This is a genomic window from Williamsia sp. Leaf354 (assembly GCF_001424365.1).
Taxonomy (GTDB): Bacteria; Actinomycetota; Actinomycetes; order Mycobacteriales; family Mycobacteriaceae; genus Williamsia_A.
The window spans coordinates 268,857-282,014 of record NZ_LMPL01000005.1; the positions used below are offsets into that span (position 1 = coordinate 268,857).

Annotated in this window: 13 protein-coding genes; 3 read left to right on the plus strand and 10 right to left on the minus strand. The window is 67.0% G+C overall.

Features of this window, described 5'->3' with window-relative positions; translation table 11 throughout:
- The first annotated feature begins 70 nt into the window (after positions 1–70).
- Positions 71–382 carry a LuxR C-terminal-related transcriptional regulator gene (locus ASG12_RS17935; protein ID WP_055792638.1) on the plus strand — a complete coding sequence of 104 codons (312 nt, stop codon included), beginning with the start codon at positions 71–73 and terminating at the stop codon, positions 380–382.
- Between the two features lie 84 nt (positions 383–466).
- Here the strand turns inward: ASG12_RS17935 and ASG12_RS17940 are convergent, their stop codons facing one another.
- From ASG12_RS17940 to ASG12_RS17955, 4 genes are all read right to left on the minus strand, one after another.
- Positions 467–1,324: an SDR family oxidoreductase gene (locus ASG12_RS17940; protein WP_055792643.1), complete on the minus strand. Its 858-nt coding sequence runs from the start codon at positions 1,322–1,324 to the stop codon at positions 467–469.
- A 91-nt stretch (positions 1,325–1,415) separates the two neighbouring features.
- Entirely contained in the window at positions 1,416–2,024 is a 609-nt protein-coding gene (locus ASG12_RS17945; RefSeq protein ID WP_045823740.1) for a TetR/AcrR family transcriptional regulator, read from the minus strand.
- Positions 2,021–3,358, minus strand: a complete 1,338-nt coding sequence (locus ASG12_RS17950; protein ID WP_055792645.1) for a cytochrome P450 — start codon at positions 3,356–3,358, stop codon at positions 2,021–2,023. Before ASG12_RS17950 ends, ASG12_RS17945 begins: the two co-directional genes overlap by 4 nt.
- 72 nt (positions 3,359–3,430) lie before the next feature.
- Positions 3,431–4,342, minus strand: a complete 912-nt coding sequence (locus ASG12_RS17955; RefSeq protein ID WP_443089114.1) for an o-succinylbenzoate synthase — start codon at positions 4,340–4,342, stop codon at positions 3,431–3,433.
- A gap of 100 nt (positions 4,343–4,442) precedes the next feature.
- Here ASG12_RS17955 and ASG12_RS17960 point away from each other — a divergent pair, with 100 nt between their 5' ends.
- Positions 4,443–5,387, plus strand: a complete 945-nt coding sequence (locus tag ASG12_RS17960) for an oxygenase MpaB family protein (RefSeq protein ID WP_055792651.1) — start codon at positions 4,443–4,445, stop codon at positions 5,385–5,387.
- A gap of 187 nt (positions 5,388–5,574) precedes the next feature.
- Here the strand turns inward: ASG12_RS17960 and ASG12_RS17965 are convergent, their stop codons facing one another.
- A complete protein-coding gene (locus tag ASG12_RS17965; RefSeq protein WP_055793815.1) occupies positions 5,575–7,080 on the minus strand; it encodes a carboxylesterase/lipase family protein in 1,506 nt (501 codons plus the stop codon).
- Positions 7,081–7,129: 49 nt separating this feature from the next.
- Here ASG12_RS17965 and ASG12_RS17970 point away from each other — a divergent pair, with 49 nt between their 5' ends.
- Positions 7,130–7,426, plus strand: coding sequence for an antibiotic biosynthesis monooxygenase family protein (locus tag ASG12_RS17970; RefSeq protein WP_055792653.1), 297 nt, complete (start codon positions 7,130–7,132; stop codon positions 7,424–7,426).
- On the opposite strand, the gene ASG12_RS17975 is transcribed toward ASG12_RS17970, so the two are convergent.
- The 5 genes from ASG12_RS17975 to rpsL form a co-directional block, all read right to left on the minus strand.
- Positions 7,399–8,541, minus strand: a complete 1,143-nt coding sequence (locus ASG12_RS17975; protein WP_235457482.1) for a HoxN/HupN/NixA family nickel/cobalt transporter — start codon at positions 8,539–8,541, stop codon at positions 7,399–7,401. The two genes, ASG12_RS17970 and ASG12_RS17975, sit on opposite strands and share 28 nt — an antisense overlap.
- A gap of 144 nt (positions 8,542–8,685) precedes the next feature.
- Positions 8,686–9,876, minus strand: a complete 1,191-nt coding sequence (gene tuf / locus ASG12_RS17980) for an elongation factor Tu (protein WP_045823745.1) — start codon at positions 9,874–9,876, stop codon at positions 8,686–8,688.
- Positions 9,877–9,994: 118 nt separating this feature from the next.
- Positions 9,995–12,100 carry an elongation factor G gene (gene fusA, locus ASG12_RS17985; RefSeq protein WP_045823746.1) on the minus strand — a complete coding sequence of 702 codons (2,106 nt, stop codon included), beginning with the start codon at positions 12,098–12,100 and terminating at the stop codon, positions 9,995–9,997.
- A 44-nt stretch (positions 12,101–12,144) separates the two neighbouring features.
- Positions 12,145–12,615 (minus strand): 30S ribosomal protein S7, encoded by a 471-nt coding sequence (gene rpsG / locus ASG12_RS17990; protein ID WP_045823747.1) that lies wholly within the window; start codon positions 12,613–12,615, stop codon positions 12,145–12,147.
- Positions 12,615–12,989, minus strand: coding sequence for a 30S ribosomal protein S12 (gene rpsL / locus ASG12_RS17995; RefSeq protein ID WP_045823748.1), 375 nt, complete (start codon positions 12,987–12,989; stop codon positions 12,615–12,617). The genes rpsG and rpsL overlap by 1 nt, the downstream gene beginning before the upstream one ends.
- Positions 12,990–13,158: the final 169 nt, after the last annotated feature.

Here is a 13,158-nt window from a genome sequence, read left to right on the forward strand (position 1 = left end):
TCGAACGACCGCGAAGGATCATTTCTGCATCGCACATGTGTGCAGCAGTTCAATCGGGAGGATCGTACCCATGTCCGTCGCCCACGACTTCGACGACTCGGATTCCAGCGCGCAGCCGCATCGGCCCCAGCGCACCCTGCGCGTCGTCTCCGACGACCGCCCGGCGCTCTCACGCCGTGAGATCGAGGTGCTCCTCGGCTGGCTGGCCGCGGACTCGAAGGCCGAGGCCGCCGAGCGCCTCTACATCACCGCCTCGACGGTCAACACCCACCTGACGCGTATCCGCGCGAAGTACACCGCCGCCGGTCGTCCGGCGCGCTCGAAGGCGAACCTGTTCGCCCGCGCGATCCAGGACGGGTACACCACCCTCGATCAGTGGTGACCCACCGGCGCTGACGCAACACGCAGACGAGGCCCCCTCCCGATGTCCGGGAGGGGGCCTCGTCTGTCGCGGTGGTGCGTGCGGTCAGGACTTGCCGGGGGCGGCCGGGACGCCGTTGACCCGCTTGAGGTACTCGGCCCGCTCGACGTCGTCGTAGCTGAGGAACATGCGGTCCATGCCGGTCAGTTTGCTCGAGGAGCGCTTCATCGCCGGCGGCATCACCGCGTTGGCGTGGACCCACGCCATCGACCGCGGGACGGTCAGGTGGGTCTTGGTGCCCTCGATGCTGTTGACGACCTGTTCGGCGACCTGCTCGGGTCCCACGGTCTGGACGAAGCGGTTCGTGGTGATCCCGGAGATCAGTGCGGTACGGGTGAACGTCGGGTTGACGGTCTTCACCCGGACGCCCTGCGGCGACAGCTCGTTGTCGCACGCCTCGGAGAACACGATGACGCCCGCCTTCGCGGCGTTGTAGATGGTGAGTCCGGGCACGGGCAGCCGGCCGGCCACCGAGCCGATGTTGATGATCTGACCGCCGCCGCGCGCGATCATCCGCTTGGCCGCCTCCTGGGTGCCGATGACGACACCGAGCAGGTCGATGTCGAAGTTGCGCTTGACGACGTTGAGGTCGTAGCTCAGGAGCGGACCGGTCGGCATGATGCCCGCGTTGTTGATGAGGACATCGATGGGTCCCGCGGCGGCCTCGGCGGAGTCGAGGAACGCGGCGAACGAGGCCGGGTCGGTGACGTCGAGGGAGAAACCGTCGTGACCGAGATCGGCGGCCGCCTTGCCCACGGCCTCCTCGTCGATGTCGCCGATGACGACGGTCGCGCCGAGGTCGCGCAGCCGGGTCGCGGTCTCGAACCCGATGCCGCGGGCGGCGCCGGTGATCGCGATGACGAGGCCGCGTACGTCGGTCGTCTTCTTGTTCCTACGTGCCATGGGTGACTCCTAGTTCGGCGCGCGACGACGCGTCGCGCGCGGTGGGGTGGGTGCGGTCGTTCGGTGGGACCGGTGGGTCAGGTTCGGCAGGTCACCAGATCATCGGGGCGAGGTGCGTGGCCGCGAAGGCACGGACCCATTCGGGCTCCTGCTTCATCGGGTCCGACGCCGGGACCTCGAGTTGCGAGATCACCAGACGCACCACGATCTCGACCGCGTCGCGCAGGTCGGGATCGGGGCGGGTCGCGCCGACGCTGCGCAATGCGCGGACGGTGCGGTCGGTGACCGCGTCGATGAACATCGACGTCACCGACGACGACGTGATGCCCTTCATGTCGGCGTCCTCGATCACGAGGCGATGCATCAGCGGATCCTTCTGGATCAGCTGCGCCCCGACCGAGAACGCCTCGGCGATGGCCTCTTTCGGCGACAGACCGGTGATCGACAGTTCCAGCGCGTGCATCCCGTCCTGATAGAGACGCGTGGCGACCGCGAGCAGCAGCGACTCCTTGTTCGGGAACCGCCGGTACAGCGTGCTGCGACTGACGCCGGCGCGTTTGGCGATCTCGTCGACCGAGGCGCGGCGCACACCGGTCTCGGTGAACTCCGCGGCCGCGGCGGAGAGGATCGCGTCCTCCTGGTCGCCGGGACTGTCGGTGTTGCGGGTCTTGCGACCGGACGCCGAGACGTCCGAGCTCACCGGCGGCGCAGGGTGACGGGGAGCCGATCCTTCGGGATCGGCAGCGAGCTGTAGTCCATCGGCATCTCGTAGTCGGCGGGGACCGACCACTCGAAGTCGCGGACCAGCTGATGCATGATCGTCTTGATCTCCATCTGCCCGAAGTAGAGGCCGATGCACTTGTGCACGCCACCGCCGAAGGGGCTCCAGCCCATACGGAACTTCTTGTCCTCGGCGCGGTCGGGTCCGAAGCGCTCCGGATCGAAGGTCCACGGGTCGGTGTAGATGCGCTCGTCGTAGTGGTTGAACAGCGACGGCACGGTCACCATCGACCCCTCGGGCACGAAGTAGCCCTGGATCTCGGTGTCGGCCACGGCCATCCGCGGATGCGCGGGCACCGGGGTGCACATGCGCAGCGACTCCTTGAACACCGCGTCGAGCACGGTCAGCGATCCGAGGTCGTCGTAGGTGAGTTCGGAGTCGAGGGTCATCGACTGCTCATGCGCCTTCTCCTGCCACTCCGGCGATTTCGCCATGCGATAGCACATCTGGGTCATCGAGATCGTCGAGGTGTCGTGCGCGGCCATGAGGATGAAGATCATGTGGTTCACGATGTCCTCATCGGAGAACGTCGCGCCCTCTTCGCTTTCCGCGTGACACAGCACCGAGAACAGGTCGGGGGTCGCGGTGGCCCGCTTGGCGGGGATGTGGGAGTAGAAGAACTCCTCGAGGATCTTGCGCGAACGGATCCCCTTCCACCACCGCGTGCCGGGGACCGGCTTGCGGATCACGGCGACACCGGCCTGCACGGTGTCGAGGAAGGCACCGTTGATGCGGTCGGCCTCGGCCTTGGGCAGTTCGAGTCCGAGGAACACCTCGAGCGCGACGTCGAGGGTGAGGGCCTTGAACTCCTTGAACAGCAGGATCTTCCCGGTGGGGAAATCCTGCATCCGCTTGGCGATCATCGGCTGCATGAGATCCATGTACTGCCGGATCGCGACCGGGCTGAAACCCTGCTGCAGGATGAGCCGGTGGCTGCGGTGCTCCTCGAAGTCCATCAGCATCACGCCACGGTTGAAGAACGGGCCGATGAGGTACGACCACGCCGGCGCGTTGGCGAAGGAGCGCTTCTTGTTCATCAGCACCTCCTCGGCCGCCTCGGGACCCGACGCGACGACCCACTTGCGACCGAACGCGCTCATGCCGGACACCTCGCCGAACTCGGCGACACGCTTCTCGTGGAAACCGAAGGGATCGCGGCGCATCCCGAGCACCGTCCCCATACCGCTGCGGGTCGAGAACGGCACCTTCTTCAGTTCGCTGCCGGCCGGGACGTCCGAGTCAACCGTTGTCATCGCTGTGCACCTCCATTGGAACAGATACCAGCAACTGTATCTTTGGGCCTCGCGAATGTCTACTGGGTCACATCACGACCGCCCGGCCGGATGGCCGTCGGCGAGCAGAGCGTGCACCCGGCGGACCCGGTCGATCCACCAGTCACGACGGTGCTGCGCAGCCAACGGGGCGCGTCCGTCGGGCACGACGGTGCGGGTCGCGAGCACTCCCCCGACCGACGGCGGCGTCGTCGCGACGTCGACCTCGAACAGGCTCCCGGTGCCGAGGCCGCACGCCGGCGGGGCGATCGGGAGGGCGGCCGCGGTCGCGATCCCCGCCGAGATCCCGACGGCGGTGTCGAGCGCACTGGAGATCACGACGTCGAGGTCGATCTGTTCGGCGAGGGCCAGCACACGGCGCATGCCCCCGAGGGGCGCCACCTTGAGGACCGCGACATCGGCCGCGCCCGCACGCACCACACGCAGCGGATCCTCGGCACGACGAATGCTCTCGTCGGCCGCGATGCGGGTCGTGACCGCGGCGCGCACGGCCGCCAGCTCCTCGATCGACGCACACGGTTGCTCGACGTACTCGAGCTCACCCAGTGCACGGATCGCGGTGATCGCCTGCGACACCGACCATTTCCCGTTCGCGTCGACCCGGACGGTCGGCACGACCGCGCGCACGGCCTCGATGCGCGCCACCTCGTCGTCGAGGGTGTCGCCGGGTTCGGCCACCTTGACCTTGGCCGTCGTCACACCGGGGTGACGAGCCAGGATCGCCGCAACCTCGTCGGCCGCAACCGCCGGCACGGTCGCGTTGATCGCCACCTCGTCTCGCGATGCCGCGGGAGGACCCTGGTGTGCGGCCTCGATGCCGGCGGCGAGCCACCACGCCGCCTCGGCGTCGTCGTATTCGGTGAACGCACCGAACTCCCCCCAGCCCCGGGGGCCCTCGAACAGCAGGGCCTCGCGCACGGTGATGCCGCGGAACCGTTGCCGCATCGGGAGGGCCACGACGACCGCGGTGTCGAGGATCGCCTCGACCGGGGGGATGTTCACATCGCCCACGCTGCCACATGAGACGAATGCTAGGATCCGTCTCATGAGCGACGGTGTGGCCTCGGCACGCAGTGACTTCGACGTACGGATCCGCGAGGCGGAGCCGGTGCTCGCCGATGGGGGTGCGCAGTCACCCACGGCGACACGCCTCGGTCCGGACACCCTGATCTGGAAGTTCTACGGCGACATGCGCGGACTGCTGGGTTTCCAGCGGCTCGCGGGCACCGAGAACTGCATCGAACAGCTCGGGCAGGGCGTCGCCGACCACTCGGTGATCTTCGACGACTTCCTCGGTCGGGCGCGACGCACCGGGCCGCCGATCATGCGCACGGTCTACGCCGCCGACGCACAGCACTGGGGTGCGACGGTCCGCGATTTCCACCGCGACATCAAGGGCACCATCAGCGACGGGTCGCGGTATCACGCGCTCAATCCCGAGTTGTTCTACTGGGCGCACGCGACATTCGTCGATCAGGTGCTCTACGTGACCGACACCTTCATCCGGCGCCTGTCGTACGAGGAGAAGTGCCGGATCTTCGACGAGAGCAAGACCTGGTACGCGCTCTACGGGATCAGCGCCCGCGACCAACCACAGACCTACGACGAGTTCTGCGCCTACTGGGATCGCATGTGCGAACGTTTCGTCCCGCACAAGACGATCGTGTACGCGACCGGCTATCTGCGACATGGCCTTCCACGACCGCGTCGAGTGCCGGCGCCGGTCTGGCGGGTGCTGTCGGTGCCGTTGAACTCCGCACTGCGCACCATCGTCATCGGGACACTGCCGCAGCAGATGCGGACGGTCTGCCGTCTGGAGTGGTCACCACGTCAGGAACGTCGGTTCCAGCGATTCGCGGCGTTCATGCGCGCGATCAACCCCGTGGTGAACCGGCTGCCGCAGAAGTGGCTCTACACGCCCTGGGCCCACGAGGCCTGGACCGCGGCGGGTATCGACCCGCGCCCCCTGCACAACCACGCCGACACGTAATCCCCCAGGCCCCTCCCCCGAGCGTGCCACAACACCCCACCGACTGTGCCGAAAAGCGCCACCGACCGTGCCAAAAGCGCCATCGAGTGGGCCGACGGCGTGAGCGCTCGCATCGAACGGGTGACATCGGCACGTTCAGGGTGACGTTTCGGCACGCTCGGGATGACGTTTCGGCACGCTCGGCGGATCAAGGTTGGCGGAAGACCGCCAACTCGTCGGCGCGGGGATCGGTCACGACGGCGTCGGCACCGAGTGACGCGTCGCCGAAGGTGCGCACCGGGCGCGTGTCGCCGACACGGTCCCACCCCGGATCGCCGGTGGTGGCGAACCGCACCCAGGTGGCGTGCATGTCGTCGGCGAGGTCCTGCGGCGGCGTGGGGCCGGTGAGCTGCGCCGACCCGCCGAGGTTGTCGAAGACGAAGGCCAATTCCAGTGCGTGACAGGCGCGCAGATCGCGGACTGGGGTGGGCCAGGCGAACTCGTACTGCCAGGCCGACTGGTCTCGCGCCGCGATCGCGTCGACGAGATCGGCTGTGCCGGAACGGAACGAGTAGTCGGTGAACATCGCACACATCACGTCACCGGGCGATTCGTCGGGTCGGTTGCGGGTGTAGGTCGCCACCGCATCCGCCCCGACACCGAGTCGCCCCACGATCCCGGGGAGCATCTCGGCGGTCACCACGGCGGCCAGGCCGCTGGGGACGAGGAAGAAACGCATCTCCTCCCGTGTCGTGCCCGCGAGCACCTCGACGCCGCGGCCGGCCCCCGCGCGGATCGCGTCGATGGGGAGCGCGGGCAGGATGTCACCGTCGACGGTCGGGAACATGCTCATCACCCCGAGTCCGCGAGCGACGGTGCTCGCGCCCCATCGGTTCGGATTCGGGTCGCCGACGAGCGCGAGACCCACCGCGTCCTGCGCCCTCTGCAGGGCGTCGGTGGGCAGGTCGGCGACACCGACGACGGTGGGCGGCAGACCCAGCGTCTCGGTGAACTCACTCGCGACGAGCCGCGCGTCGCCCAGATCCGACGCGGACACCGCGTTGCCGCTCTGCACGATCGCGCGACGGAACAGGCCCTCGGCGTGCGGCGATGACAGCAGCGCCGCGATGCTCATCGCGCCCGCTGATTCGCCGAACACCGTGACCTGATCGGGGTCGCCACCGAAGGCGGCGACGTTGTCGCGCACCCATTCCAGGGCCTTGATCTGATCACGCAGTCCGCGGTTGTCGGGCGCCCCGGCAAGGCTGAGGAACCCCAGCGCCCCGAGCCGGTAGTTGATCCCGACCACCACGACACCGTCGCGGGCGAACGCGGCGCCGTCGTAGGTGGGCAACCGGTGCGTGCCGCGCGTGAACGCACCGCCGTGGATCCACACCATGACGGGCAGTCGGCCGGTACCCGGCTCGGGTGTCCACACCGACAGGTTGAGCGACTCGTCGCCGTCGACGATCACGCTGGGCAGCAACTCCGAGGTGGGCGCCGGGTAGGGCCCCTGCGGCGGGGTCGGACCGTGCTCGGTCGCGGGACGTTCACCCTCCCACGCCTCGACCGCACTCGGCGCCGCGAACCGCGCGGCACCCACCAGAGGCCCCGCGTACGGGATGCCGAGGAAGGCATGCACCTCGGCGTCGCCGGTGCGGACGCGGCGACCCCGCACCACACCTGCCGTCGTGGACACGCGGACACCGGTCATCGTCTCGTCATCGCTCACGCGGTCCAGCCTGCCATGCGAGAGTGACCCGATGATCGTCGAACACGCTCTGCTGCAGGTGACACCGGGCCGTGGCGAGGAGTTCCTCGCGGCGTTCGCGGAGGCGAAGTCCATCATCTCCGCCATGCCCGGGTTCTCCGGTCTGCGACTGTCGCGCGGCATCGAGAGCCCCGACACCTACCTGCTCCTCGTCGAGTGGGCCACGCTCGCCGACCACACCGAGGGCTTCCGCTGCTCACCCGAATACGCGCGGTGGCGGGAACTGCTGCACCACTTCTACGACCCGTTCCCCGAGGTCACTCACTTCGACCCCGTCGCCGCGGTCTGATCGCGCGACTCGGTGAAGCGCCGGTCGACGCGCGCGAGACGGTAGTAGAGCAGCGCTCCGATCCACGCGACGACGAACGTCGCGACGACGAACTGCCCGATGCGCTCGAGATCGAACGATGCGACCACGTCGAAGACACCGCCCGCGAGACCGAGTTCGTCGGCCAGCAGCGTGAGGATCTGCAGTGTCCCGACGACGAGGGCGAGGAACACCGTCAGCCCGGTCATCGTGATGTTGTAGTAGATCTTGCGGGCCGGCGTCACGAACGCCCAGCCGTAGGCCTTCGACATGAACACGCCGTCGATGGTGTCCATCGTGGTCATCCCGGCGGCAAACAGCACCGGTAGCGCGATGATCGCCAGCGGCGGGAGCCCGCCGGCGATGGCGGTGGTGCCGGCGATCGCGAGCAGCCCCACCTGGGTGGCGGTGTCGAAGCCCAGTCCGAACAGCAGTCCGAGCGGGTACATCTGCCACGAATGGTTGATCAGCCTGTCGTAGCGTCCCCGGAACAGGCGGTTCATGAGGCCGCGCCGGGCCAGCAGCTCGTCGAGCGACGCCTCCGAGAACTGGCCGCGCCGCGCCCGTCGCCACACCCGCACGATGCCCACGAGCACGACGATGTTCAGCGCGGCGACGAGGTAGAGGAACGTCCCCGACACCAGCGTCCCGATGAACCCGCCGGGACCGGCGAACGCCTCTCCGACGGCCGTGGCGCGACTGGCGAGGAAGGCGATGGCCGTGACGAAGACGAGGACCACCGTGGAGTGCCCGAGGGAGAAGAACATGCCCACGGCCAGCGGCCGCCTGCCCTTCTGGAGGAGGAAGCGGGTGGTGTCGTCGATGGCGGCGATGTGGTCGGCGTCGAAGGCGTGCCGCATGCCGAGCGTGTAGGCGAGAAGGCCGGCGCCGGCGTAGACGAGGCCGCCGTCGGGGCCGGTCAGGTGATGGATTCGCGGGATCGCGTTGTAGTGGGCGAACAGTCCCCACCCGATGAGGTGCAGCACGACGAGCACGCCGAGAAGGGCGAGGAGACGCGGCACCTCGTCACGCGTGAAGCGGCCCACCGAGGACGTGATGGCACCCACCTCGGGGCCGTCGACGTCGGAGAGGGTCACGGTTGTCGACACTATTCGACGTCGCCGTCGTCGGCGCGGCGTCGGCCCCGACGCACAAGAACGCCCGACCCCTCGAGGGGATCGGGCGTTCTCGGTGGTGCGTTCCCGCGTCAGGCGCGGGAGGGTGTCACTTGTCGAGCTGTGTCACTTGTTGATCTTGGTGACGCGGCCGGCACCGACGGTGCGGCCACCCTCACGGATCGCGAAGCGCAGGCCCTCGTCCATGGCGACCGGCTGGATCAGCTTGACGCTCATCTCGGTGTTGTCACCGGGCATGACCATCTCGGTGCCCTCGGGCAGGGTCACGACGCCCGTCACGTCCGTCGTACGGAAGTAGAACTGCGGACGGTAGTTGTTGAAGAACGGGGTGTGGCGACCGCCCTCGTCCTTCGACAGGATGTACGCCTGGCCCTCGAACTCGGTGTGCGGGGTGGTGGTACCCGGCTTGATGATGACCTGGCCACGCTCGACGTCCTCGCGCTTGAGGCCACGCAGCAGCAGACCGGCGTTGTCGCCCGCCTCGGCCGAATCGAGCAGCTTGTGGAACATCTCGATACCGGTGACGGTGGTCTTGGTCGACTTCTCGCGGATGCCGACGATCTCGACGTCCTCGTTCACGTTGACCGAACCACGCTCGACACGACCGGTGACGACGGTGCCACGACCGGTGATCGTGAAGACGTCCTCGACGGGCATGAGGAAGGGCTTCTCGGTCTCGCGGACCGGGTCCGGCACCGAGTCGTCCACGGCCTGCATCAGCTCGGCGATCGACTCGCCCCACTTCTCGTCACCCTCGAGGGCCTTGAGAGCGGAGACCTTCACGACCGGAGCGTCCTCGTCGAAGTCCTGGGCGGCCAGCAGTTCGCGGACCTCCATCTCGACGAGCTCGATGATCTCTTCGTCGTCGACCATGTCGGCCTTGTTCAGCGCGACCAGGATGTAGGGCACGCCGACCTGGCGGGCGAGCAGCACGTGCTCACGCGTCTGGGGCATCGGGCCGTCGGTGGCCGCCACGACCAGGATCGCGCCGTCCATCTGGGCGGCACCGGTGATCATGTTCTTGATGTAGTCGGCGTGACCGGGGGCGTCGACGTGCGCGTAGTGACGCTTCTCGGTCTGGTACTCGACGTGGGAGATGTTGATCGTGATACCACGAGCCTTCTCCTCCGGCGCCTTGTCGATCTGGTCGAACGCGAACGCGGCGTTGAGGTCCGGGTACTTGTCGTGCAGAACCTTGGTGATGGCCGCGGTCAGCGTGGTCTTGCCGTGGTCGACGTGACCGATGGTGCCGATGTTGACGTGCGGCTTGGTCCGCTCGAACTTCGCCTTACCCACTTGATGTCCTCCTGGACTGTCATGCGCCTGAGGCTTTCTCAGCCGCAAAGTTTGTGTTTGATAACTGGTGCGCCGCGACGGGTGTCACGACACGGTGCGAGTGCTCGCGTGTCGCGAATTACTCGCCGGTCGCCTTCGCGATGATCTCCTTCGAGACGTTCGCGGGAACCTCCGCGTACGAATCGAACACCATGGAGTAGTTCGCCCGGCCCTGGGTCTTCGACCGGAGGTCTCCGATGTAGCCGAACATCTCCGACAGCGGGACCTGCGCCTTGACGACACGGGCACCGCTGCGCTCCTCCATGGCCTGGATCTGGCCACGGCGCGAGTTGAGGTCGCCGATCACGTCACCCATGTAGTCCTCGGGTGTGATGACCTCGACGGCCATCAGCGGTTCGAGGATCACGGGGCCGGCCATGCGGGCGGCCTCCTTGAGTGCCTGCGAACCGGCGATCTTGAACGCCATCTCCGAGGAGTCGACGTCGTGGTACTGGCCGTCGAGAAGGGTGAACTTCAGGTTGACCAGCGGGTAGCCGGCCAGCACGCCGTACTGCATGGCGTCCTGGGCTCCGGCGTCGACCGACGGGATGTACTCGCGGGGTACGCGACCACCGGTGACGGCGTTGACGAACTCGTAGGTCGCGCCGTCTTCGGCGTCGACCAGCGGCTCGAGCTTGACGATGACCTTCGCGAACTGGCCCGATCCACCCGTCTGCTTCTTGTGGGTGAAATCGTGCTTCTCGACGGTCTTGCGGATCGTCTCGCGGTAGGCCACCTGCGGCTTGCCGACGTTGGCCTCGACCTTGAACTCCCGCTTCATGCGGTCGACCAGGATGTCGAGGTGGAGTTCGCCCATGCCGCCGATGACGGTCTGACCGGTGTCCTCGTCGAGCTTGACCGAGAAGGTCGGGTCCTCTTCGGCGAGCTTCTGGATCGCGGTGCCCAGCTTCTCCTGGTCGGACTTGGTCTTGGGCTCGATCGAGACCTGGATGACCGGGTCCGGGAAGCTCATCGACTCCAGGATCACCTGATCCTGCGGATCGCACAGGGTGTCACCGGTGGTGGTGTCCTTCAGTCCGATCACGGCGTAGATGTGTCCGGCGGACGCGGTCGGGACCGCGTTCTCCTTGTTGGAGTGCATCTGGAAGAGCTTGCCCAGACGCTCCTTCTTGCCCTTGGTCGAGTTGATGACCTGGGCACCGGAGTCGACCTTGCCCGAGTACACCCGGACGTAGGTCAGCTTGCCGAAGAAGGGGTGCGTGGCGATCTTGAACGCCAGCGCCGCGAACGGCTCGTCCGACGACGGCTTGCGGGTGAGGAGCTTCTCCTCGTCGCCCACGGCGTGGCCGGTGACCGACTCGACGTCGAGAGGCGACGGGAGGTAGTCGATGACCGCGTCGAGCATGGGCTGCACGCCCTTGTTCTTGAACGCCGAGCCACACAGCACCGGGTAGATCTCGGAGTTGACCGTCATCTTGCGGATGGCGCCCTTGATCTCCTCGATCGTCAGCGGCTCGCCGCCGAAGTGCTTCTCGAGAAGCTCCTCGTCGGACTCGGCCACCGTCTCGAGCAGCTCCTCGCGGTACTGCTCGGCCCGCTCGACCAGGTCGGCCGGGATGTCCTGGGTGTCGTACTTCTCGCCCAGCTTGGTCTCGCCCGACCAGACCTTCGCCTTCATCTCGACCAGGTCGACGATGCCCTCGAAGTCGTTCTCGGCACCGATGGGCAGCTGGATGACCAGCGGCTTGGCGCCGAGGCGGTCCTTGATGGTCTGCACGGTGAAGTAGAAGTCGGCGCCGAGCTTGTCCATCTTGTTCACGAAGCAGATGCGCGGCACGTCGTACTTGTCGGCCTGACGCCACACCTGCTCGGACTGCGGCTCGACACCCTCTTTGCCGTCGAACACCGCGACCGCGCCGTCGAGGACGCGCAGCGAGCGCTCGACCTCGACGGTGAAGTCGACGTGGCCCGGGGTGTCGATGATGTTGATCTGGTTGTCGTTCCAGAAGCAGGTGGTGGCAGCAGAGGTGATCGTGATGCCACGCTCCTGCTCCTGCTCCATCCAGTCCATGGTGGCTGCGCCGTCGTGGACCTCACCGATCTTGTACGAGATACCGGTGTAGAAGAGGATGCGCTCGGTGGTGGTGGTCTTGCCGGCATCGATGTGGGCCATGATGCCGATGTTGCGGACCTTGTTCAGGTCGGTCAGCACGTCCTGTGCCACTTATCTGCCTCGCTCTTTCGCGTAGAAGATGTTGATAGGGATTGTCACCAGCGGTAGTGCGCGAACGCCCGGTTGGCCTCGGCCATCTTGTGGGTGTCCTCGCGACGCTTGACTGCTGCGCCGAGACCGTTGCTGGCGTCGAGCAGCTCGTTGGCCAGACGCTCGACCATGGTCTTCTCGCGACGCTGCCGGCTGAAGGTGACCAGCCAGCGCAGGGCGAGGGTGTTCGCACGGTTGGGCTTGACCTCGATGGGCACCTGGTAGGTGGCACCACCGACGCGGCGGCTCTTGACCTCGAGCGCGGGCTTCACGTTGTCGAGAGCGCGCTTGAGGGTGATGACCGGATCGGTGCCGGTCTTCTCGCGAGCCTGCTCGAGTGCGCGGTAGACGATGCGCTCGGCGGTCGACTTCTTGCCGTCGAGGAGGATCTTGTTCACCAGCTGGGTGACCAGCGGCGACCCGTAGACCGGGTCGTTGATGAGGGGACGCTTCGGGGCGGGTCCTTTACGTGGCATCAGCCCTTCTCCTTCTTCGCGCCGTACTTGCTGCGTCCCTGCTTGCGGCCCTTGACACCCTGGGTGTCGAGCGAGCCGCGGATGACCTTGTACCGCACACCCGGGAGGTCCTTCACACGACCACCGCGGACGAGCACCATCGAGTGCTCCTGCAGGTTGTGACCCTCACCGGGGATGTAGGCGGTGACCTCGACCGAGCTCGTCAGGCGCACGCGGGCGACCTTGCGGAGCGCGGAGTTTGGCTTCTTGGGGGTGGTGGTGTACACGCGGGTGCACACGCCACGCCGCTGCGGGCTGCCCTTCAGCGCTGCCGTCTTCTGCTTGGCAGGCTTGTCGTGGCGGCCCTTGCGGACCAACTGATTGATTGTTGGCACTGGTTGTTCGTCCTTAGGTTCGGCGGTGTTCGTTGTCGACTGTGGTTGGTGCTCCGGGCAGGTGAACCGGAGATGAACTCCGACGCAACTCCACAGTTCGCCCCACCAGGCTCGAAAGCGCTGGTCAGTACTAGTTTGTTCACCCCACTGTCGGGCGTGTCGAATCTGC

Excerpts from the sequence above, each read along its gene's own strand:
- ASG12_RS17960 (WP_055792651.1), top strand. The coding sequence starts at position 4,443 with ATGAGCGACGGTGTGGCCTCGGCACGCAGTGACTTCGACGTACGGATC.
- ASG12_RS17955 (WP_443089114.1), bottom strand. The coding sequence starts at position 4,342 with ATGCGGCAACGGTTCCGCGGCATCACCGTGCGCGAGGCCCTGCTGTTC.
- ASG12_RS17950 (WP_055792645.1), bottom strand. The coding sequence starts at position 3,358 with ATGACAACGGTTGACTCGGACGTCCCGGCCGGCAGCGAACTGAAGAAG.
- ASG12_RS17935 (WP_055792638.1), top strand. The coding sequence starts at position 71 with ATGTCCGTCGCCCACGACTTCGACGACTCGGATTCCAGCGCGCAGCCG.
- ASG12_RS17965 (WP_055793815.1), bottom strand. The coding sequence starts at position 7,080 with ATGACCGGTGTCCGCGTGTCCACGACGGCAGGTGTGGTGCGGGGTCGC.
- ASG12_RS17940 (WP_055792643.1), bottom strand. The coding sequence starts at position 1,324 with ATGGCACGTAGGAACAAGAAGACGACCGACGTACGCGGCCTCGTCATC.
- ASG12_RS17970 (WP_055792653.1), top strand. The coding sequence starts at position 7,130 with ATGATCGTCGAACACGCTCTGCTGCAGGTGACACCGGGCCGTGGCGAG.
- rpsG (WP_045823747.1), bottom strand. The coding sequence starts at position 12,615 with ATGCCACGTAAAGGACCCGCCCCGAAGCGTCCCCTCATCAACGACCCG.